Raw genomic sequence first — 23,157 nt, 5'->3', positions numbered from 1 at the left:
GTACGCTTACGACTGGAAACGGGGGGTTTGTCATGGAAGTGATCCGTATCTTGGCTGATTTGTTGCCGCCGAAGCGCAGGCGAGACTAACCATTCAGCTTGTTGTACAAGGTCGCTCTGGAAATACCAAGCCGCTTGGCTGCAGCCATTTTGTTTCCTTTCTCCAGCTCAATCGCCCGCAGGATGACTCGACGCTCGTGTTCTTCTATTTCCTGTTGCAAAGAAAGTAGCTCGTCGCTTGCGGGTGATTGTATATGCCTAGGGTTGCTCTGCAATGGATAAGGCAAATCTTCCTCCTTGATTACTCCGTCTGTAGCGAATACGACCAGCCGCTCAATGGTGTTGCGCAGTTCGCGAATGTTGCCTGGCCAGTGGTATTCCAACAGACTTTGCATCACGTTTTGCAGGATGGAGTGAATCGGACGGTTATATCGCAAAGAAAACTCATACAAGAAGAAATGAGCCAGTTCAATCGTGTCTTCAATTCGCTCACGCAGCGGCGGAATCTTCAGGGTTACCACGTTGAGTCGGTAGTACAGGTCGTCACGAAACTTTCCTTCTCGAATTAGCACCTCAAGGTCTTTGTTCGTTGCAGCAACGATGCGGAAATCGGCTTCGATCTGTTTCGTGCCGCCGACAGAATAGTATTTTTTCTCTTGCAGGACACGCAGCAGCTTTACCTGCATGTCGAGTGGCATTTCGCCCACTTCATCGAGAAACAGCGTACCGCCTCGGGCCAGTTCGATCAGGCCCTTTTTCCCTTTTTGATCTGCGCCGGAAAACGCTCCTTTTTCGTAACCGAACAGCTCGCTTTCAAACAGCGACGGGGCGATCGCTCCACAGTTTATCGCTACAAACGGTGCATCCTTACCTTCTCGCACGTCGTGAACGGCTTTGGCAAACAACTCCTTGCCGACCCCGCTTTCGCCTTGAATCAGCACAGTCGCTTCGGTAGATTTCAGCTTTTGGATCATCACTTTAAGCCGCTTAATTGCCGGACTGGTGCCTTTGATGTGTTGAAACGGATCGGAGGATGGGCTCAGTTTTGCCATTTCCTGCTCGAGGTCGTGTACCTTTCTGGTGGCGTTTAGTAGTTCCTGATTCATGCGAACCTGGCTCGTTATATCTGTTTCGGCGGCTACGGCTCCAACGATTTTGTCCCTGAGTCGAATAGGATTGGTATTAATCAGGACAAACAAATCTTCTCGTGGCTGGTGCTGGCGGCGGTATACGGCTTCGCCGGTTTTCAATGTTTTGAGCGTCTGCAGCATTTCCACAGGGAAAAAGTCAGTGATCGGCCTGCCAATCGCATCATCGGTCTTTACCGAGAAAATTTGATTGGCTCCTTCCGTCCAGACCATGATGTTGCTGTTTTCATCAATGACTGAGATGGAGGTATCTGTCGTTTTGATCATCGTTTCAAAATACGCTTCGAGGTATTCATAGGCACTGAAAACAGCCTGCAACATTTCCTGTTCGTCGAGATAACCGACAGTTTCGCCTTGCTCGTCTGTCACAAGGACAAAGCGGCTTTGTCGGAACAGCGGAATCGCTTGGGAAAGCGGGCTGGCAAGCGTAATAGAGGGATAAGTCCTTGATGCATCCAGTTCTCCCGAATCCATTTGCATGACATTTTGTATCGGTGGAAGCTTGTGTTTCAAGGAAATCACTCCTTTCTGTTTATCGTGTTCAAAAATATATACACTTTCTAAAATGTTATACATCCAAAGTGTGTTGTGTCAATTTTTTCAGACATTAAAAACAGTTCAACCCTGATTTAACCGTTTGGCACAAGGTTTGCAATTTAAAAGAGATGTGAATGACCAAAAGTGAAATGTGCAAGACGAAAGTACGCTGTTGGGGGAGAGTCGACTATGGGTAATTCATCACATGCTGAGGTGATTGTCATCGGAGGTGGGATTATCGGCGGTGCCATTGCCTACTATGCTTCCAAAGCGGGAAAACAGGTGACGGTTTTGGAACGAGGGGAGATCGCCTCTGGGACTTCATCCCGTTGTGACGGCAATATTCTGGCGATCGACAAGGACCCCGGCTTTGACAGTCAGATGTCGCTTGTGAGTCAACGACTGGTCGATGAGTTGAGCCGAGAGCTTGATCATTCGTTTGAATACCGTGCGCCAGGAAGTATTTTGGTTTGCGAGACGGAGGACGAGATGGCTGCAGCCGAAGAGTGGGTACGGAGGCAAAAGGAAGCAGGTCTGCCCTTTCGCATGCTGGATCGCTCTGACATCCGGCAGGAGTCACCCTATTTCGCAGACGATCTGCTCGGCGGATTGGAGTGCGCTACCGACTCCACAGTCAACCCGTACCTGCTCACCTTTGCCTTGTTTGAAGGGGCCAAAAGGTATGGAGCAAGGGTAATCAAGCGGACAGAGGTGAAAGCAATCCGACGTGATCCGGTTAGCGGTACCTTTCAGCTCGACACCTCGAACGGGGAATGGACAGCCAAACAAGTGGTGAATGCGGCAGGTGTCTGGTCTCCGCAAATTGGAAAAATGGTGGGGATCGACATCCCTGTTGTACCACGGAAAGGTCACCTGATCGTCGGTTCCCGGCAGATGCCGATCGGACTGCGCAAGGTGATGGAGTTCGGCTATCTCATCTCCAAATTTGGTGGCAAACGGCTGGTGGACCCGGAAACCGAGAAATACGGGGTTGCTCTCGTTTTTGAACCGACTGAGAGTCAGAATTTTTTGATTGGCAGCTCACGACAATTCGTCGGGTTCAACACCAAGGTAGATACGGAGGTTGCACGCTGTATTGCCCGCAGGATGATCCGCTTTTATCCCAAACTGGCTGACTTTACCCTTATTCGCACCTATGCCGGGCTTCGTCCTTGGACGCCGGATCACTTGCCAGTAGTGTCGGAGGTTCGGGAGGTTCCGGGCTTCTTCATTGCTGCTGGGCATGAGGGAGACGGGATCAGTCTGGCTGCTGTCACGGGAAAACTGGTATCGGAACTTATGTGCGGTCAGAGCGAAACAATTATTCCGGTGGAACCACTTCGGTACGACCGCTTTGATGAAAGGGGGCAAGAGGATGAGAGCAAGGAAAACGTTTCACACCATTGATACACATACGGGCGGAAATCCAACCCGCACGGTGATTTCCGGCTTGCCCAAGCTGACGGGCAAGACCATGGCAGAAAACCTGATTCAAATGAAAGAAGAGCATGACTGGATCAGGCGGGTGCTGATGTTTGAGCCAAGGGGACATGAGGTCATGTCAGGAGCACTTCTGCTGGAACCGTGCCATCCTGACGCAGATGTAGGTGTTATCTACATAGAGACAGGAGGCTATTTGCCGATGTGCGGACACGACACGATCGGGTTTTGTACGGCATTGGTAGAGACGGAGATGATCCCTGTGACGGAGCCTGTCACGAGGTTGAAGCTGGATACGCCTGCGGGTCTGGTCGAGGTACAAATCGATGTGGAAAACGGCAAGGCAAAGCAAGTCAGTTTTCGTAATATTCCTGCATTCCTCTACCAACAGGACTTCACTGTTGAGGTAGAAGGGGTAGGCACGGTCACTTGCGATATTGCCTACGGTGGTAATTTTTATGCAATCGCTGATGCTCGCAAGCTTGGATTGGCACTGGTTCCAGAGAATGCCTCCAAGGTGGTGGAAACAGCGGTACGCATCCGACAGGCGATTAATCGGACGATTCCCGTTGTTCACCCCGAGTATCCATTCATCAAAGGATTGACTCATGTGGAGTTCTATACAGATCCGACCCATCCGAAAGCCCATGTAAAAAATGCGGTGGTTGTACCGCCAGGAGGGGTTGATCGCTCTCCTTGCGGCACAGGCACATCTGCCAAGTTGGCTGTCATGTTGGCCAAAGGGGAGATCGGCATCGGCGATGAGTTCGTACATGAGAGCATTGTGGGCTCCCTGTTTCACGGGCAGGTGCTGGAGAAAACCGAAGTGGGGGGCTTGCCGGCCTGTGTGACTCAAATCAGTGGCTCTGCTTGGTTGATGGGCATGCATACGTTTTTCTACGATCCAGCAGATGAGCTGGCAGAAGGGTTCCTGCTAATCCCGCCAGCAGAAGACCACGACTAAAAAATAACATACCTTACCCATTCGAGAGGAGAGAGCAAGCATGGCACGTTTTGAAGGAGTTTATGTTGCATTGGTTACACCGTTTACCGACGATTATGAGGTGAATTATGAGCGGCTTCATGAGCTAAGTAACTGGTTGATTGATCAGGGAGTACACGGATTGATTCCAGGGGGATCACTGGGTGAATATGCATCTTTGACCGCAGAAGAGCGTGCGAAAGTGGTGGAGACAGTCATCAAGGCAGCTGCCGGACGGGTTCCAGTCGTAGTAGGTTCCGGGGCACCATCCACGCAGCAGGCTGTGGGCTGGGTACGCCACGCCAAGGAAGCAGGTGCCGCCGGGATAATGGCTCTTCCACCGATCAACTACAATCCAGTGGAAAAAGAGGTAATTGCCCATTATGAGGCACTCGCCTCCGTGGGTCTGCCGATAATCGCCTACAACAACCCGCATGATTACAAAACCGACCTGACACCTGATCTGTTGGAAAAACTGTCCAAGATCGACAATATCGTAGCCGTTAAAGAGTTTTCTGGGGATGTTCGACGCATGCACGAAATTCTCGCCAGAACCAATCTGGAAGTGATGGTGGGTGTCGATAACCTGGCCATGGAAGGCCCGCTGGTCGGAGCTACTGGTTGGATTTCCGGGGTTCCCAATGCTTTGCCAAAGGAAGGCGTAGAGCTTTTCCAGTTGGCTCGTGAAGGAAAGTTGCAAGAGGCGCTTGCCCTGTATCGTCGCATGCTGCCGCTTTACAAATTCGATGCTAGTCCACAGCTCGTTCAAGCGATCAAATACATGATGGAGCTTAGCGGATTCCCGGTTGGCCCAACTCGTCCGCCACGTCTGTCACTCGACGAAGCTGAATACGCCAAGATTCGTGAGGCATACCAGTTTGCAGTGAGCAAATAAGAATTAGGATCGGGGGCAAATGAAAATGGAAAGCAAAAACTGGATTGGCGGAGAATGGGTGACTCCCAAGCAGGAACAGGTTGTTGTCAAAAACCCGTCTGCCCTAAATGAGGAAGTAGGGCTTATCCATTGCTCGGGACCATTGCATATCATGGAGGCGAGTCAAGCAGCTCGCGCAGCCTATCCGGCCTGGAGAAAACTTGCCGGGCCTGCCCGTGGTGAGTACCTGTTTCGCATGGCCCAAGCATTGGAGGCACATTTGAACGAACTGGCAACACTTGCCAGTACAGAAATGGGAAAACCGATTACTGAAATGCGTGGAGAAGTAATGCGTGGCGTGCATTTGCTCCGCTATTATGCGGCGGAAGGAGTCAGGGCAAACGGAAGCATCATCCCTTCCTCCGACACGGACGTGTTGCAGTATACGAAGCGAGTTCCACTTGGGGTAGTCGGAATCATCACGCCATGGAATTTCCCTGTAGCAATTCCGATTTGGAAGATTGCACCCGCTTTAATCTGTGGCAATACGGTAGTCTGGAAACCGGCAGAAATTGCTTCATTGACAGCGACACGCATGGCTGAAATATTTGCTGCAACGGGACTTCCTGCTGGTGTGCTCAACCTTGTGATCGGAAAAGGCAGAATTCTTGGAAATGCCTTGCTGGAGGAGGCTGGTGTCAACGCAATCAGTTTTACTGGCTCCACGTCTACGGGCACAAATATTGCGGCTGTCTGCGCCAAGCGAAACATCAAATATCAAACAGAGATGGGCGGAAAAAATGCAGCGATCATTCTGAACGATGCGAATCTGGACAAGATTGTGCCCATGGTGATCAGCGGAGCTTTTCGCTCGGCGGGACAAAAGTGCACGGCGACCAGCCGCATCATCGTCGAACGAGGTATTCTTCCTGCATTTCAGGAACGACTGCAATCAGCAATGGAGGCCATCACCTTGGCTCCAGCTCTCGATCCAGCGGCTTATCTCGGACCAGTGGCATCAGCCGACCAATTCCAAAAGGTGGGCGACTATTCCCGGATGGCAAAACAGCAGGGAACGGTTGTCGCTGAGACCAAAAGAAGTACGGAGCAGGAAGGATATTATATCAGCCCGCTGGTCGTCAAAGGCTTGAAGGCCGAGCATGCGCTGGTTCAGGAAGAAGTATTTGGCCCACTGGCTGTCATTCTGGAGGCAGAGACTTTTGAGCATGCCATCGATCTGTGCAATCAGACAGTATTCGGACTCAGTGCCTCGTTGTTTACAAGTGATCTGGCAATGGCTCATCGTTTCCTCGAGGAAACAGAAGCAGGAATGGTTCGTGTCAACCAAGAGACAGCAGGTGTTGAGTATCAGGCTCCTTTTGGCGGGATGAAGCTCTCCAGCTCACACACACGAGAGCAAGGGCAGGCCGCATTGGACTTTTATAGTGAACTCAAGACGTGCGCAATCAAATATTCCCTGTAGCAAGGGCATAAGAGTGGAGGTATTTCTATATGAAAATAAACAAATTGTTTACCACCATTGATGCCCATACAGGCGGGGAGCCACTGCGGATTATCCAGTCCGGGCTTCCTCCGCTCAAGGGGAATACCATGCTGGAGAAGCGGGCGCACTTTCGTGAAATGTACGACCATATTCGGCGCGTGCTGATGTTCGAGCCACGTGGACATCACGGCATGTACGGCTGTGTCATCACGGAGCCAGTCAGCCCGGATGCCCATTTCGGTGTCTTGTTTATGCATAATGAAGGCTTTAGCTCCATGTGTGGTCACGGAATTATTGCTATCGTAAAAGTGGCGATTGAAACGGGATATTTGCAGGTAAACGGCGATCGCCCACGAGTCATTATTGATAGTCCTGCGGGAAAAATCATTGCCTACGCTCACATGGAAGGTGATGAGGTGAAATCGGTCTCCTTTGAAAATGTTCCTTCATTTGTCTGGGCCAGCGGCGTGTCTCTTCTGGTAAATGGACTTGAATTAACGGTAGACATTGCCTATGGAGGGGCCTTTTATGCGATTGTCCACGCAAAGGACGTAGGGCTTCAGGTGGATATTCAGCAACTGGCGGCATTGCAGGATTGGGGCAGGGCGATCAAGGAGCGGATTGAAGAGACGATGGATGTCTATCATCCGCTAGAGCCAAAGCTGCGAGATATCTATGGGGTAATCTTCTCGGATGAGCCGAGGCAGGCAGGGTCTGATCTGCGCAATGTAACGATTTTTGCCGATCAGCAAGTCGATCGCTCCCCTTGCGGAACGGGTACGGCTGCCCGAATCGCTGCCTTGTACCATCACGGATTGCTGGAAGCAGGTGCTTCGTTTGTTCATGAAGGAATTGTGGACAGTCAGTTTGTCGGCAAGGTAATCGGAACCACCCAAGTCGGTCCACACAATGCTGTCATCCCTCTGATCGAAGGCAAGGCATTTATCACTGGTTTGCATCAATTTGTCGTTGATCCGACTGACCCGTTGGCCGATGGTTTCTTGCTCGGATAAGAAAATAAGGCAGGAGGGATGAGCATGTTGTTGTTAACAGGGGAGGACCAACGCAATCTGGCGAAAATGGAGGACGTAATCGAGGCGGTCGCTACAGCCCTCAAGGAATACTCCCTGGACCGAACGATCACACCCTTGCGAACCTCGATTCCGGTAGAGCAGGCGAACGGTCTCTCTCTGTTCATGCCAGCCTATGTGTCAGGAAGTGAGCCTGGCAGGGAAAGTCTGGGGATGAAGCTCGTCTCCGTCTTTCCCGGGAACAGGGAGTTAGGCAAGAAAACCATCTATGGGATCATGGTACTCATCGATGCGAATACAGGAGAACCGCTGGCTCTGATGGATGCATCCTATCTGACTGTTGTGCGTACGGGAGCTGCGTCAGGTCTTGCTACTCGCCATCTAGCCCGGATGGATGCCAGCCATTTGACAGTGATTGGGACCGGTGCACAGGCAAGCGGTCTGATCGAAGCAATACTGGCCGTCCGTCCCATTCAGGAGATTCAACTCTACAACCGAAGTCAGGCCAAAGCGGAGGCTTTTGCCGAAGAGATCGCCCAAGGTGCCGCTGTCGGCAAGCAGGTGCGTGTACTGACTGACCCGGATGAGGCAGTTGCTGGAGCCGATATACTTGTCACGGCGACTAACGCGGAACACCCGGTCTTTTCAATGGAAAACATCTCACGGGGGATGCATATCAATTCCATCGGCGCTTACCGTCCAACCATGCAGGAACTTCCAGGGGAGCTAGTCGCCATGGCGGACAAAGTTGTGGTGGAATCACGAGAAGGAGCCTTGGAAGAAACCGGAGACCTCGTCATCCCGATTGCTCAGGGATTGTTTGCGCCGGAGCGAATCCACGCAGAGCTAGGGGAGATTGTTGCGGGTAATCGAGCAGGGCGGGAGCGGATGGGAGAGATCACCCTGTTCAAGTCTGTGGGGCTGGCTACCATGGATATCGTTGTCGCTAAGCTGCTTTATGACCGTGCCATTCAGTTGGGAGCAGGACAGCACGTTTCTCTCTAGCTTTACTGCTACTATCCTAAATTTCAAAAGCAAGGTGAAAAATATGCAAGACAGACTAAACCGCATGCTGCGCTATATGGAGAAAAAAGAGATTGATGCTGCATTGATTACCCATCCGAAGAATGTATTTTATCTGACCGGCTTTTTTACCGACCCACATGAACGATTTATGGCACTCGTTTTGATAAAGGGTGAGGAGCCTTTTCTCTTCCTGCCTGCATTGGATAGGGATAAAGCCGCAGAGTCATCGCTGGTAACCAAAATCTACACCTATAACGATGACGAAAACCCATATGAGGTATGGAAGAGCCATCTGCCATCCACGATTGATCGTCTTGGTGTGGAAACCGGTCATCTCACGGCCAGAAACTACAAGGCTGTTGCAGAGGCATTGCGTCCGAAAGAAATTGTGGATGTAGAAGAGCCGCTGCAAAACATGCGTCAGATCAAAAGCCAGGAAGAGCTGACAGCAATCAGGAAGGCGATCTGGGTAATCGAAGAGGGGCTTCGCCTTACTCTGCCCAAGGTAAAAAGAGGGGTTAGCGAAAGAGACATCGCTGCCGAGCTCGAATATCAAACGAAAAAGCTGGGAGCGGAAGGGCCATCCTTTTCCACAATCGTACTGACCGGAAAAAAAGCAGGCATGCCGCATGGAACTCCGGGAGACCGTACGGTTCGGGAAGGCGAAGTGCTGTTGATCGATGCAGGGGTTTTCGTAGACGGGTATGTATCTGATTTGACCAGAACCTTTGCTATTGGTGAGCTGGACCATGTGCTCATGGACATGTACAGCACGGTGCTTGAAGCCAATCTGCGTGCGATTGAAGCAGTCCGCCCCCAAACCCCAATTTCTGAGGTAGATCGGGTTGCGAGAGACGTCATCAGGAACAAAGGATATGGTGAATATTTTATCAACAGGGTGGGCCATGGGATCGGGTTGGAAATTCATGAATACCCGTCTGTTCATGGTCGAGCTCCCGGAGAGCTTTTGGAAGGGATGGTTTTCACCATCGAACCGGGAATCTACAATCCTCTAATTGGCGGTATCCGAATCGAGGACGATGTACTGGTAACAAAAGAGGGCGTTGAAGTACTGACTACCTTCCCGAAAGAAATGATTACGATCGAGCTGTAATGGGTTACTATTAATAGTAGCCCTTTTTTTATTTCGGGGGATTCTAGATCAATAATGAATCAATAAGTAGAAAGGAGTCATTACCCGTGAAACCATTCGTCGCTACCTCTATTCTCATGTCGCTCCTTCTGACTGCATACATACCTGTAGCTAATGCTGTAACTCCTGCACCTGCTCAATCAACTGCAAAACAACCAACGGTCACAATTCAGGACGTGGAAGAGCTTAACGGACAGTCATACGTATTGAAAAGTGGAAAGGTATACGTAGGCAAATCAACTACGCCACTCGCCATCCCTGTGAAGGTGAAAGACCTCATTCCCGGTGAAAAGTTCATGGTATTCCTGACTGACGATAAGAAAGTGTATTTCCAGGGAACCTTGTATGATCAAAGCGATATGACTTACTTCCAAAAGCCAGTACTAACATCTGTAAAGCCCGTTTCGTTGCCAATCACTTCTGTCGAAAAAGTCATGACTGGGCGAAATGAAATCTTGTTTTTGACGACCAACAGAGATTTATACGTGATGGGTGCTAATAATCTGAATCAATTAGGGATTCAGAATGCCAAAAAAGTGAGCAAACCAACCCGGCTGCTGGCAAACGTTCGATCTGCAGCTACTTCTGCCAATACAACAGTTATCATTGCTGATCATGGAATCTATGTATGTGGATACAAGGGGCAACAGCCTGCATCGTACAGCTTGCAAAAGATTGCTGAGACAGGGAATTATCAGCATGTTTTTGCCCTGGACAAAAGCCTAAACAGATCAATCTATCAAAAAAATGCGCAGCCCGCACTGTTTTATCTCCCGACTGCTGAAGGTGGTTCTGTCATCAGCACGCAATCAATTACCAAGTTGGATCTACTTACCGATCCGATGTTTGCCAACTCGGTAGGATATAAAACCACGCCTTATACCGATTTCTTATATAAGGCCAATGGGGAGATCTGGGTACGGTACGCCTATCGGGCTAGAGGGAGAATTTTGATCAGTGATACCAAAGGATTTGATTTTGACGGATTTCTCTATACCTCTTATGAAAAACTGGCTTCAAATGCAAGTAGTGCAGGGATACATGGGAAAACGCTTTATGCATTCGGAAAAGGGGCCGTCCAGACGAAACCGTATCCGACCCAAGCGGAATTAATAGAGCGCATCAAGAAAGATAATCAGAATATTACTTCGCTATCCTTTAATAAGGAGGAAGGGGTATTCTTATTCGAAGATATTACCTTCTCCACTCAACCATAAAAAGTTTGCCGAGCTAGTCTCGGCATTGGAGCCCCACCCGACGATGCCAAGGACGTTCGAGTGAAGACGATGCAACACGGATGTTGCGTTTAGTCGACCGCGAGCGTTAGCTTGTGCCGGGTGGTTTTTTTTATTTTACGCCTGGTAATCCCATCGGTAGCAAGGAACCTTGCCAGAAAGCGATCCCGTCCATAGGTACGACATAGAGAGAGAAGAGAGAGAACAGGGGGTAGGACATTCCTTGCAATTGCTATTCACAATCTCGGGGTTACGGAAGGTATGCAGCACTTCACTTGTTTTCCAAACGGTTGGCAGGTCGTCGGTAAAGGCATTGCCAGCGATGAACTCAGGTCTTTCCAAAAACGGGAACGGATAAATATGACCTTCCATGCTGATATAGAGGGCCAAGTGGCCTTCTCCACGGAAATGCAAATACGGTGGCAGTGGATCACCTTTTTGCACCGTTAATTGTGGGTTAAAATGTGTTTCAATCTCCAATTCGGGATAATCGTGAATCGTTTTTTGTAATTCCTGCTCTGCCAAAGGTAAAATCCGACGGAAATAATCTGCTTCGGCTCCTGCTCCACGCCCCTGTTTGGCTACAACGGCAAAACGAATTCCCCGTGCTCCAATCTTGCGAGTCGTCTCCAATACCTCTTTGATTTGCATCACATTATTTTCATTGATCACACAGCTAATCCAGACATTCTGATTGATGCTTGCAATGTTCCTCGCATATTCAACAAAACGATCAAACATTTTCGTTTGAACAGACTCATCGTAGACTTCATGAACGCCATTCATCGAAACCTGAATTTTGTGGAATTTTTCAAGAGTAGATTTATATTTATCCGGCTGTGAACCGGGAATGATCCCATTTGTAATCATCGTCTGAGACAGCCCTAGCTGATGGGCATAGTCAATAATTTCCGGCAAATCACTACGGAAAAAGATCTCTCCGCCTACATACGAAACATTGGGCACACCCCACTCGAAAAGCGAGTCAATTGTTGATTTTACTTTTTCGATGGGCATATCCATCGTTCGATTTCCTCTTTGAGAATTGGCATAGCAAAACGTGCAGCTAAAATTACAGCCCTTGGTCAACTGAAGTTGGACGCTGTAGGGAGTAGACAAGTAAGGTTCGTTCCACGTGCTCGGTTCCGGGAGCATTGTTTTTATATTTGTGTAGGTTGGCGATGCTTCGTCAAATGTATATAGCTCGTTGTCACACAAGACAAAAATCTGATTGTTATGGGGTTCAAATCTGGCAAGCAAACCATCTTCTAGTTTAGTAAACATAACATCCTCCTACGAACGAGTCACAAAGATTTAAGGCAAAAAAAGAGAGGAGGAGAACCTAAGTTCATGAAGAACAAAGGTTCCCCCAAAGAGATTCCTAAGTTTACTTGCAGCAGCCAATTGCACCAGTTACCAACGGTTTTTTGCCTTCTTTTTTGATCAAGTCCTTCATGAATTTCACCTCCTTTTTAGCTACGAGCACTAAAGTAACACATCAAAAATGGAAAAAACAGTAGTCCAATTCACAATTTATGGAAATTTATTTTATAAAAACTGGAACAATTTAAGAATTTTGGCATATCAATGATTTCGTTTGTTAATGAAAATTAAATGTGAAAATTGTAGTACGGTTCACAGAATCATCTTGGTAATCACTGCTATAGTTTCCAGTACATAACAATCAAAAATTCACATATTCTTAACTTGTGTGCCTGGAAGCATAGCCAGTACAGGAAATTATCGAAGTCAGAAAATGGGGGATACGTTTTGATCAGGGATATTTTTTTAACAATGGGTCGTGAAAGAGGTTATGAGGTACTGCCGGAAGCTTCACTGCTTCGTGAAAACCAGGATACCTACTTTGTCGGTTCAGCCGTGATGGCGAATATGCACCTGTTTGAACCTGGGTATCATGTTTTTCCTGCACGATATGTGACTGCGCAGCGGATTTTTTCCAGCAAAAGACTGCAAGAAATTGGGAAATATCCGTTAGCGACATCCTTTGAAGTGATGCTTTCTTTCTTCCGTTTTGGGGACACAGATGGCAGAGAAGCACTCAGCTTCACGCTTGAATTCCTGGAGAAAGCATTGCATATCAAAGCAGACAGACTTGTTTTTCTCGCTCCGCATGAAATGAATCTGAGAAGTGATGTGTTGCGGTTAGGAATTCCGGCAGATCGGGTCATCAGTTGGGATCAGAGTCTGCAGACGAATCTTGGGGAAGATCGGCCCGTTGGGTATTACGTGAAGGTGTTTTATCCGTACCGCCATGGAATTATCCCGGTCGCTTCCATTGGATTCATGAAAATGAATGATAAGCTGGCAGTTGATAGTGCGTTCTTTTTAGAGAGACTTTCTTTTGTGAGAGAGAACCTGCCATCTTTCTATTCCAGCCGCTTCTTCTATCCGTTGACATATGTGGTTAGAAGCTCGTCTGAATTTTCTGGATTGTCCCATACCGACAAGTTTTTATGGGCAAATCATTTCCGTTCGATTGTGGCACTTCTACTCGACGGGGCAGAGCTTGGCTCAAAAGGAGCAGGGCATGCCATGAAAAAGATGCTTCGACAGCTTGCGGGCACCATCCAGGGAAAAGAGCTTTCCAGGGAGCTGGTCCTGCAACTGGTTCAGTCAGCACATCAATGTTTGCATGAATTGGGCCATGGGCTGTCTCATCTAGAGGGGACGGACAGACTGGAGGAGATGGTGGATTTAATCTCCACTCAGTTGAATCGAGCGTCCAAACAAATTTCACATGAATGCAAGGCATTTCGCAAGGCTCTGCAAAAAAACAGGTCCATGGACAAAACAGAGCTGGAGAAGTGGCACTCAGAAAGAGGATTGCAGTACGAATGGATGGAGGCTGTTGCACGGCAAATTGGTGTAATTCTACCGTTACCGCCAAAAGTAAGAAAACACAAGTTTAGAAATGCATCATTTTCTTTTAATGAAAGTGAAAGAATCAAAGATCCTATTCTCTTTATCAAAGAATCTGAAGGGTTAAGAACGAAAGGGGCCGTTGTTGTAAATGGATAAACATATTCTCGTCATTGGTGGGTTTCGTATCATGCACAAGATTTTGAAAAACTATGGAGCCCGCATGACTGTCATGATCAAAGCAGAAGAGGTAAAAAAGAATGAGGATAAGAGCTATCATCGGGTAGTAGGAATCCCTGCAGACTCAACCGTAGAGGAATGGATAGAGATGGCGAAATGCTTGCATAAGCTCGATCCGTTTGATGGAATTACTAGCTTTCATGAGATGGATCAGGAGAACGCTGCAAATGTTGCTAAAGCCTTGGGGTTACCCTATCATGACCCACACGTGATTCAGGTTACTCGCAACAAAAATATCATGAGGCAAATTTTGCGTGAAAAAGGCGTTGATTTGACTAAAAATCAGTTGGTCACAAGCAAGGAAGAGATCGTCTCCTTTGCGCAGGAAAACGGATATCCTCTCATAATTAAGCCTGTTGATGGCTGGGGAAGCATCGGTGTTGCAAGAATCATGACTGAGCAAGATTTGGAAAAAGCACTTATCTGGTTCGAAAAAGCAAACTTTGGCTCAGGAATGATTGTCGAGCAGTTTTTGGAAGGGAAAGAATTCAGTGTGGAGGCTTTCTCGGAAAACGGAAAGCATGTCATTATGTGCATCACGGAAAAATTCAAGGAAGAGAAGCATTTTGTCGAGGTAGGTCACTGCGTTCCGTATAAGCCTTACGAAGAAAAGATAGAGTTGGAAATCAAAGAGCTTATTTGTCATGCCCTGGATGCGTTGAACATTACTCAAGGGCCCTCTCATACTGAAATTATGCTGACGGCAAACGGTCCTAGAATCATAGAGACACATACCCGTCTGGGCGGAGATTACATTCCTGAACTGATCAAACTGGTAAGTGGTGTAGACACATTGGATCTATGGGCGAAGCAGGCCTATGGAGAAAGTGTTCTGGATCAGGTTCCGCAAATTAGCAAAATGGAAACCTCGGCAGCGATCTGGTACGTCACTCCACCAGTCATCGGCAAACTGGAGGAAGTACAAGGCGTGGAGGAAGCGAAGTCGGAGACAGGAGTTGTGCAAATCGAAGTACTGCAGCAGCCAGGGACGGAGCTCAAGGGCATGAAGGATTCCTTTTCTCGTACGGCCTATGTCATTGCGACAGGCACCGACCGGGATGATGCGCTATCCAATGCACAACGGTCGGCTGATAAACTTCTGTTCCAAGTGGTCTAAAGTACACATGCGTATCGATAGATTCTGTATGCGAGAAAGGATGCTTCCATGCTACAGTTGTTAAAAAAACGTTCTTTTTTCCTGTATCTGTTAAACCATAGTGTTTCAAGTGTAGGGCTGGGAATCCATTTGTTTGTTCTCTCCTGGCTGGTTCTGGATTTGACCGAATCTACTGCCTCGCTAGGTTGGCTGCTCTCTATTTCGTCACTGCCTGCGATTCTGCTTTCTCCTTTTATCGGGGTATTCGTCGACAACTGGGATCGGCGCTATATTGTTGTGTTTATTCAACTCGTAAAAGGGTTGCTGTTTCTCTCCATTCCGTTCCTGTTTGCTTCAGGCTCTCTCAGTATTTATGTTTTATACGGCATCTCTTTTTTGGCGGCGATTGCCGAGCGCTTATACTTCCCGGCATCGAAAGGCCTGATGCGAGAGATTCTGACGAAAGAAGAGTTGCTATCAGCCAATTCCATGGCGAGCGTAGCCATGCAAATCGGGATGATGATCGGCTCCGCCGTGGCTGGTTTCCTGATCTTTCAAATTGGTGGGCCCTATACGATCATGGTAAACGCCTTTCTAGCATTTGCATCAAGTTTCATCGTCTTTTTTATTCGCAAAGGCTTTATTCTGCCCAAGAATGAAGTCGGCAAGAAATACGAATCCTTTGTCGGTGAAATCAAGGATGGGCTTACCTACCTGAAACAAAACATCATCATTTTGCGTTTAGCGATTCTGGTAGCTCTGACAGAATTTACGATTCAGATTTACAATATTTTGAGCGTTCCTTTTGTCCGAAATGAAATGAACATGGGGCCGGAGATTCTCGGATTGCTCGATACGTTTTTTGCATGGGGTGCCATCGTTGGTGGCTTGACCTTGACGGCTATCGTGAACTGGATCGGTCGTAAAAACTTTATGTCCATTGGGTTATTGCTGATGGGGGGAACCTTTGCGATCATTCCGTTTATGCAAGGATTGGGCAGTGGGGCCGTGATATTCTTTGTGTTCGGAATCAGCCTTTTGCAAGCAAGAACCTTGTACAGTACGACCATTCATGAAAATGTAGAGCAACATTACCAGGGAAGGGTAAACAGCTTTATTTACACGATGACGTCGATCTTCGGATTTTTCATTTACGCTCTGGTTGGTTACATCGGGGAAGCAGTGACAGCAAAAGAGCTCTTCCATACGGTAGGGTTGTTGATCGTGGGAATTTCGGTGCTCGTCTATTTCCTATCATCTAAGATTCTTAAGATTAACGAAGGCGTAGCTGAAAGAGTAGATACCATCGCTAACTAGAACTAGAAGAAGGCTCAATCTCTCTCATCGGGAGATTGAGCCTTTTCATGTATGTGTCGGTGCAAACGCAAATTTTCGCACCATCATTCACCTCCTTCATTACCAAGAGCAATTTTAAAATGAATGAAGAGAAGATACACCATCCATTTCAAAAAGTGTGAAGCCAACCATTGAAAAAAAAAGAGACTAAGCCTTGCAGCATAGTCTAAGGAAAAGGTTGTTAACAGCCTGTTACTTACGTGCAGCAAACATACCACCCATGACTCCATACGCAGCAAGAAGGCTCCTGTGCAGAAGCGCTCGGAATTACACTCAATAGACTTCCGATAACTACTGATAAAAGTAAAAACTTTTTCACGATCCTCCACCTCCTTTTGTTCGCATAATTAAAATAACACTTTTTTCCAAGGTGTTCTGTAGCGCAGTTCACGAAATAGTGAAAGCACATGAGAATTTTTCCAATAAACGTTGACAAAGGCAATATTGTGCAATATGATTTTGTTATTAACAAATTGTTAATAACACATCGATAACAACAAATAGACAATAAAGTGGCTTCTTTATGCATTAGAGAGGCAGCGTGTATCGGGAAAAGGGGGAAAAGAGAATGGGAGTGGACTTTAAAGTATTTCAGGATTGGACGTTATTTGAAAAAATGTGGTTAGCAATATTTACGGTCATTAATATCTATCTTTTCTTTGCGTTTGAAGATTCCTTATTAGGGTTGATTTCTTCCTTAACCGGGATGATGTGCGTCGTGCTGGTAGCGAAGGGGAAGATCTCCAATTATTACTTCGGTATCATTCAAACGGCAACCTATGCGTATATTTCGTACGGTTATTCTTTATACGGAGAGGCGATGCTGAATGCCTTGTTTTACCTGCCTGTTCAGTTTATCGGGATTTACATGTGGAACAAAAATCGTACCGAAAACAGTGTAAAAGGGGAGGATGTTGCGGTTAGGAGGCTCGGCAAGCGAGGGTGGATGTATCTTGTTCTCACAGCCGTTGTGGGGAGTACCTTGTACGCAGAACTGCTTCATACGATCGGTGGTCAGGCCGTTCGTCTTGACTCGGCAGCCGTTGTCCTTTCGATTATCGCACAAATATTGATGCTGAAGAGATATGCCGAACAATGGGCACTCTGGATCACCGTCAATGTATTATCCATTTCACTTTGGATCGTGACGCTGGTTTCCCAGGGCGGTAATGACTTTAATATGGTAGTCATGTGGTCAGCTTTTCTTATTAACTCTTTATATGGCTATTACAACTGGATTAAGCTCAGCAGAGTTCAGGAGGCAGCTCAACTATGACAATGGGTAAGGTAGGCATGTATGGTGGGAAATTTCTTCCCTGTCCACATATGGGGCATGTTTACTCGATGATACGAGCTTCAACAATGGTGGATGAATTACATGTTATCGTTTCGTATGATGAAGAATTTGAAAAAATACTATGCAAAGACTCCAAAATTCCGCATATTCCCGCACGCATCCGAACACGCTGGTGGTCTCAACTGACAAAGGATTTGCCACATGTTCATGTCCATGCCGTCTATGAAGAACAAACAGGAGACATTTCTGATTGGTACCGTGGTGCCGAAGGGATTCTAGCGGCGATCGGAAAGCCGATTGATATCGTATTTAGTTCCGAGCATGCCTATTCGGATATCTTTCGTCAGTTATATCCAGATGCACAACACGTTGTGATTGATGCCAAAAGAGTCACCTATCCAATCTCAGGAACAATGCTGAGAACAGATGGAGTCATAAAACACTGGGACATGATACCCGAGATCGTGAAACCCTATTTTGTTAAAAGGGTAGTGGTTGTCGGCACGGAAAGCTGCGGGAAATCTACTTTGGTTCGCAATCTCGCTACCCTCTATAACACGACGTACGTAGAGGAAAGGGGGAGAGTCTACTATGAAAGGCTAGGGAGTTGTGAAGATATCACGCTGCCAGATGATTATCCCGAGATTGCATTTGAACATAAATATCATGAAAAGGAACAAGTAGCCAAGGCAAATAAAGTGCTTTTCATTGATACGGAAGCAATTGTCACGCAGTATTACTCCAGGCTTTATCTCGGTAAACGTCACGCTGTACTGGATGAGATCGCCCGATTGCAAAAGTATGACCTCTGGCTTTTTCTTGAACCCGATATCAAATGGGTTGATGATGGAACCCGTTCATTCGGTGATCAGCAGGTTCGTGAGATGAATCATGAGATGCTAAAAGGGTTATTGAATGAATATGGGGTTCCATACAAGACGATTTCAGGAAACTATCAACACCGTTTAGAACAAGCAATGCACCTCGTCAATGAAATCCTAGGAGAATGAAAGAGCACCTGATCGATGGATCGGTGCTTTTTTTATGCGATAAGAAAGCATCTGTATACCTGATCTGACTCTGGACAGAATACATCGAAGACGTACAGATACCAGAATTTCCTTGCATAGGGAGAAGATATCGGCAATGGACAAAGATCAGACACAGACTGAGAAAGCAATCAGGACGGGACCTTTATTTGGCGTCATGTTTATTGGCGCATTTATTGCCTTTTTGAACCAAACACTAATTAATATTGCTTTACCCCAATTGATGGAGCATTTTCATATAGAAGCGGCGACTGCCGATTGGTTGATTACGATTTACATGCTGGTCAACGGGATTGTCATTCCGATTACTGCATTTCTGCTGGAACGATTCACAACCCGACAGTTGTACATCGCGTGTATGAGTTTTTTTACGATCGGTACGTTCATTTGTGCGATCGCCCCCGGATTTTATACGATTTTAATAGGACGGGTTGTGCAGGCAGTAGGTGCAGGTATCCTGATGCCGCTCATCACAAATGTGATCTTTACGTTGTTTCCACCTCATAAGAGAGGTGCGGCGATGGGAACTCTGGGCATTGCGATCAATTTTGCACCAGCAATCGGTCCGACCTTGTCAGGGTGGATTGTCCAAACGTATTCTTGGCGGCTGCTTTTTTATATCGTTTTCCCGATTGCTTTGGCTAATCTGGTATTTTCGTTCTTTTTTATCAAAAATGTTTCTGAAACAAGCCGCCCTCAATTGGATGTATGGAGTGTCATTTTTTCTACGATTGGTTTTGGCGGTGTCCTTTACAGTTTTGCGACTGCCGGAATTAAAGGGTGGAGTGACTCACTAGTAATCACCATGCTTTTGATCGGTGGTATCAGCCTCATCCTGTTCATCTGGCGACAGTTTGCCGTGAAAAACCCGATTCTGGAATTTCGGATCTTTCGTTACCCGATGTTTTCGCTTACTACGGTTATTAATGTGATCGTAACGATGGCACTATTCTCCGGCATGATTCTCATTCCGATCTACATGCAGCACGTCCGGGGCTTTTCCCCGCTGGTATCGGGGCTGATGCTGTTGCCCGGGGGCATATTGATGGGGCTGATGTCACCAATCACGGGGAGGTTGTTTGATAAGATCGGAGCCAAATGGCTTTCTGTGACGGGTCTGGTGATTACGGTAATTACGACCTATGCGCTTACTGATTTGGATACGGAAACGTCCTTTGGCTATGTAACAGGGATTTACACTGCCCGCATGTTTGGCATGGCGCTTCTCATGATGCCGATTTTTACTGCTGGGTTAAATGCATTGCCACTTTCCTTGAATCGACATGGAACGGCGATGGTCAATACCATGCGGATGATGGCAGGCGCTGTTGGCATGGCTTTTTTCGTCACGGTCATGACAAACCAAACGGCGGCTCACATGAAGGAAATAGCCGCGGAACAACATGTGGCTTCAACCAATCAGATGATTATGATGAAGAGTCAAGCAACTGCGGATGTAAGGGATTTTACAGTAGGTCCACATATTGCGTCTTCCACTGAAAGGGAGATGGCACTAGTGGCTCAGGCAACAGTGATGGGAATCGATGACGCATTCATGATTGCCACTTTCTTGACAGTGGTTTCACTTCTATTGGCGTTCTTTATCAAAAATGCAAATCCTGAGAAAGATGAGCCCTCCACCTCCAAAACGTAATGCACGCAAGGATTGGTGGTAATAGAAAAAAGATCGCTACACCATTCCTTATGAATGTGGCGATCTTTCTTGAGTTTGTCCCTCAGTAAGAGAGATGGAGGAAGGAGGTATATAATTCGGATAAAAGGTTCTTATGCTTTTACCGTCAGGACTGCTAAATAGTTCAAGTTGAAAAGGCACGCCGTTGAGTACGAAATTCTCAGGCAGGTGCTCTTGAGGCAAAGCCCGTACCGTTCCTAAGGCCAGCAGGCCCTCCGCACTAATCCCGACAAGGAAGGCGCATTTTTTCTTGATGATTTTAACAAAACGCTGTTTTTCATAGTCAAAGGCATCCAAATGATAGCCCACGGTAACAGCATACGGTGTAGCAGGATTTTGCTCATGGTGATTGGCACAGGTCATTTCAATCTGGTCTCGATGGAGGTTGTTAACATCTGCATTGTCTTCAAGCCAGTATTTATACCAAAAATGGTGACCTACGAGTTTTCGTTTTTTTTGCTCGCCCACAAAGACATGCTCGAAGCCTGATAAATCGACTCCGCTCTCCCAATAAAATTGCCGAAACCATAAATCATGTAAATAGGAGTACCATTGCTGATCATTAAAGGTTTTGTTCGTTTTATCTTCAGTAAATTCCTTTGCCAGTTTGCCAGGGTGTGACTCGATTGCCATGCATAAAAATTTTTCCACTTCCTTCGATTCGTTCACCGTATTCAGTTCTTCTCTGGTCTGATTCAGTTTGTAGTTATCAAAGAGCTTTTCGATTAATTGGTAACTGGTTCTCTTTCTCTCGGGTATATAGACTTCCTTCAATATGCGGTGTTCAGCATTGCATATTTCTGTATCCACAACCACGTATCCCTCAGACATGTCCCCTTTATCCGAGGGCAAAATCGGCCGAATCCCATTGCCTCTCATATCCGCCGCCCAAATTGCTTGATAAATATCCATAGCAGGTCCTCCTGTTGGTGCAATATGATTATTTTTAACCAATTAGTGCAGTTTTTTTCATGTGATGCTTGTACCAGAGGGGGAAATCAAAAGGATACTTCAACCAAGAATAGAATAGAAAGCTATATCATGAAGAAATAGATTATGGAGGATAACTAGCTGACCACGGAAGGAGGGAGACAATGAATTTTCCGCAAATCATAGACCAACGAGATGTCGCCGTATTTGTACACCACCATCCATATTATCTGGAAAGTTGGAAACAGAAAAAGATAGGCATGAATTGGGCTGCCACTCGAGTTTTTATTCTTAACCCTTATTCCCAAAATCGCTATTGGATTGTTCGCAAATATCATCTATTACGTACATGCGATCAAGCAAATCAAACGGATCAGCCACTTGGAAGAACAGGGTTTGCGGGAACAGAAGTTGCAAAAAACGGGCGGAGAGAACAAATTTGCAGCTTTTGGTGCGCTGTTGTTTCAAATTTTAATAGTAATGATCAGTATTTAGAGGGGCAGTGTCGTAATACCCATACGTTTAGCATGGAGGTCTTAAAATGAAGATTTATGATGTAACTGGCTCCATTTTTGAAGGGATGACTGTTTATAAAAATAAACCGGAAAAGCAGCCCAAATTAAAGTCAGTATCAAATGGTTACGTAACAGAAACCCGTATTGATCTTGATGTCCATACAGGTACACATATCGATGCGCCTCTCCATATGGTTACAGATGGAGCAGCATTTGAAACAATCCCATTGGAGAGTCTAGTTGGGAAGTGTAAAGTGCTTGATTTAACGGAAGTGGAAGATCGGATCACTAAGGTAGATCTTGAAAAACATGCAATTCAAAAGGGGGATTTTATCCTTTGTAAAACCAAAAATTCATTCGAAAGTCAGTTCAATTTTGAGTTTATTTTTCTCAGTGAGGACGGAGCGGAATACCTTGCTCAAGTAGGGGTACGTGGAGTAGGAATCGATGCATTGGGAATCGAAAGAAGTCAAGAAGGTCATCCTACGCATAAAACTTTGTTTGGAAACGGTGTAATCATAATGGAAGGCCTACGCTTAAATGAGATTGAGCAAGGGGAATATTTTATGGTTGCGGCACCTCTGAAATTAGTGGGAACAGAGGCTTCACCAGCTAGAGTCTTGCTGTTGGAAGGGATCACGATCACTTGAATAACTAGATTGAATAGGGGAATATCGGCATTAAATATTTCATAAAAGCTCTTTCTTCCAAAAAATGCATTTGATTTATGAGTCTATTACATGATAGATTATAAATCCACCCGCGAGGTGCTAGTATAACCAAGTGGGTTTTACCATATATTGATGGTTGAGTTATGGAAGACAAACATGATATATTGATCTTCCGGCCAACGAGAGTAAGAGATTCTTGAACTGAATTTCTAGCGATCGAGCGGCGAACCTACCAAATATTGTGGGTTGAAATGATAGAACGAAACATGATATATTATAACTCCGCCTCTCAAACGAGGTGGTTGATGAATAAACTAAATGCTCTTTGAAAACTGAACAATAAAGCGTTTTATAGTGAATCAAAACACTAGCCAAGTGAATTGTTTTGCAGTTTAGAATCAACTCAACTTTATTGGAGAGTTTGATCCTGGCTCAGGACGAACGCTGGCGGCGTGCCTAATACATGCAAGTCGAGCGAGGGTCTTCGGACCCTAGCGGCGG

Annotated in this window: 19 protein-coding genes and 1 rRNA gene; 17 read left to right on the top strand and 3 right to left on the bottom strand. The window is 46.6% G+C overall.

What is annotated here, in order from left to right; translation table 11 throughout:
• Positions 1-85: 85 nt before the first annotated feature.
• Positions 86-1,621, bottom strand: a complete 1,536-nt coding sequence (locus ACPW7N_RS04055) for a sigma 54-interacting transcriptional regulator (RefSeq protein WP_425649921.1) — start codon at positions 1,619-1,621, stop codon at positions 86-88.
• A gap of 252 nt (positions 1,622-1,873) precedes the next feature.
• Here ACPW7N_RS04055 and ACPW7N_RS04050 point away from each other — a divergent pair, with 252 nt between their 5' ends.
• The 8 genes from ACPW7N_RS04050 (at position 1,874) to ACPW7N_RS04015 (ending at position 10,911) form a co-directional block, all read left to right on the top strand.
• Entirely contained in the window at positions 1,874-3,091 is a 1,218-nt protein-coding gene (locus tag ACPW7N_RS04050) for an NAD(P)/FAD-dependent oxidoreductase (protein ID WP_425649742.1), read from the top strand.
• Complete coding sequence (locus ACPW7N_RS04045; protein ID WP_425649741.1) at positions 3,060-4,088, top strand: proline racemase family protein; 1,029 nt, start codon at positions 3,060-3,062, stop codon at positions 4,086-4,088. The genes ACPW7N_RS04050 and ACPW7N_RS04045 overlap by 32 nt, the downstream gene beginning before the upstream one ends.
• Before the next feature lie 40 nt (positions 4,089-4,128).
• Positions 4,129-5,001, top strand: a complete 873-nt coding sequence (locus ACPW7N_RS04040; RefSeq protein WP_425649740.1) for a dihydrodipicolinate synthase family protein — start codon at positions 4,129-4,131, stop codon at positions 4,999-5,001.
• A gap of 25 nt (positions 5,002-5,026) precedes the next feature.
• Complete coding sequence (locus ACPW7N_RS04035) at positions 5,027-6,463, top strand: aldehyde dehydrogenase family protein (RefSeq protein ID WP_425649739.1); 1,437 nt, start codon at positions 5,027-5,029, stop codon at positions 6,461-6,463.
• Between the two features lie 29 nt (positions 6,464-6,492).
• Positions 6,493-7,497 carry a proline racemase family protein gene (locus ACPW7N_RS04030; protein ID WP_425649738.1) on the top strand — a complete coding sequence of 335 codons (1,005 nt, stop codon included), beginning with the start codon at positions 6,493-6,495 and terminating at the stop codon, positions 7,495-7,497.
• A gap of 24 nt (positions 7,498-7,521) precedes the next feature.
• Entirely contained in the window at positions 7,522-8,520 is a 999-nt protein-coding gene (locus ACPW7N_RS04025; protein ID WP_425649737.1) for an ornithine cyclodeaminase family protein, read from the top strand.
• 43 nt (positions 8,521-8,563) lie between these two features.
• Positions 8,564-9,655, top strand: coding sequence for a M24 family metallopeptidase (locus ACPW7N_RS04020; protein ID WP_425649736.1), 1,092 nt, complete (start codon positions 8,564-8,566; stop codon positions 9,653-9,655).
• 86 nt (positions 9,656-9,741) lie between these two features.
• Complete coding sequence (locus ACPW7N_RS04015) at positions 9,742-10,911, top strand: RCC1 domain-containing protein (protein WP_425649735.1); 1,170 nt, start codon at positions 9,742-9,744, stop codon at positions 10,909-10,911.
• Positions 10,912-11,046: 135 nt separating this feature from the next.
• On the opposite strand, the gene ACPW7N_RS04010 is transcribed toward ACPW7N_RS04015, so the two are convergent.
• Entirely contained in the window at positions 11,047-12,213 is a 1,167-nt protein-coding gene (locus tag ACPW7N_RS04010) for a radical SAM protein (RefSeq protein WP_425649734.1), read from the bottom strand.
• A gap of 486 nt (positions 12,214-12,699) precedes the next feature.
• On the opposite strand from ACPW7N_RS04010, the gene ACPW7N_RS04005 reads away from it, so the two are divergent.
• The 6 genes from ACPW7N_RS04005 (at position 12,700) to ACPW7N_RS03980 (ending at position 20,501) form a co-directional block, all read left to right on the top strand.
• Positions 12,700-13,968: a hypothetical protein gene (locus ACPW7N_RS04005; protein ID WP_425649733.1), complete on the top strand. Its 1,269-nt coding sequence runs from the start codon at positions 12,700-12,702 to the stop codon at positions 13,966-13,968.
• Positions 13,961-15,166, top strand: a complete 1,206-nt coding sequence (locus tag ACPW7N_RS04000) for an ATP-grasp domain-containing protein (protein ID WP_425649732.1) — start codon at positions 13,961-13,963, stop codon at positions 15,164-15,166. Before ACPW7N_RS04005 ends, ACPW7N_RS04000 begins: the two co-directional genes overlap by 8 nt.
• A gap of 48 nt (positions 15,167-15,214) precedes the next feature.
• Complete coding sequence (locus ACPW7N_RS03995) at positions 15,215-16,462, top strand: MFS transporter (protein WP_425649731.1); 1,248 nt, start codon at positions 15,215-15,217, stop codon at positions 16,460-16,462.
• Between the two features lie 607 nt (positions 16,463-17,069).
• A complete protein-coding gene (pnuC, locus tag ACPW7N_RS03990; protein WP_425649730.1) occupies positions 17,070-17,777 on the top strand; it encodes a nicotinamide riboside transporter PnuC in 708 nt (235 codons plus the stop codon).
• On the top strand, positions 17,774-18,808 hold the full coding sequence (gene nadR / locus ACPW7N_RS03985; protein ID WP_425649729.1) for a multifunctional transcriptional regulator/nicotinamide-nucleotide adenylyltransferase/ribosylnicotinamide kinase NadR: 1,035 nt from the start codon (positions 17,774-17,776) through the stop codon (positions 18,806-18,808). The genes pnuC and nadR overlap by 4 nt, the downstream gene beginning before the upstream one ends.
• Positions 18,809-18,944: 136 nt before the next feature.
• Complete coding sequence (locus ACPW7N_RS03980; RefSeq protein WP_425649728.1) at positions 18,945-20,501, top strand: DHA2 family efflux MFS transporter permease subunit; 1,557 nt, start codon at positions 18,945-18,947, stop codon at positions 20,499-20,501.
• Between the two features lie 48 nt (positions 20,502-20,549).
• On the opposite strand, the gene ACPW7N_RS03975 is transcribed toward ACPW7N_RS03980, so the two are convergent.
• Entirely contained in the window at positions 20,550-21,452 is a 903-nt protein-coding gene (locus ACPW7N_RS03975; protein ID WP_425649727.1) for a hypothetical protein, read from the bottom strand.
• A 182-nt stretch (positions 21,453-21,634) separates the two neighbouring features.
• Between ACPW7N_RS03975 and ACPW7N_RS03970 the strand changes: the two genes are divergently transcribed.
• From ACPW7N_RS03970 to ACPW7N_RS03960, 3 genes are all read left to right on the top strand, one after another.
• Positions 21,635-22,015, top strand: coding sequence for a hypothetical protein (locus ACPW7N_RS03970; protein ID WP_425649726.1), 381 nt, complete (start codon positions 21,635-21,637; stop codon positions 22,013-22,015).
• A complete protein-coding gene (locus tag ACPW7N_RS03965) occupies positions 22,012-22,635 on the top strand; it encodes a cyclase family protein (protein ID WP_425649725.1) in 624 nt (207 codons plus the stop codon). Before ACPW7N_RS03970 ends, ACPW7N_RS03965 begins: the two co-directional genes overlap by 4 nt.
• Before the next feature lie 430 nt (positions 22,636-23,065).
• Positions 23,066-23,157, top strand: a 16S ribosomal RNA gene (locus ACPW7N_RS03960); the annotation flags it as partial.

The organism is Brevibacillus nigriterrae, assembly GCF_049846925.1.
Lineage (GTDB): Bacteria > Bacillota > Bacilli > Brevibacillales > Brevibacillaceae > Brevibacillus_H.
This window is presented reverse-complemented; position numbering and strand designations above follow the sequence as displayed.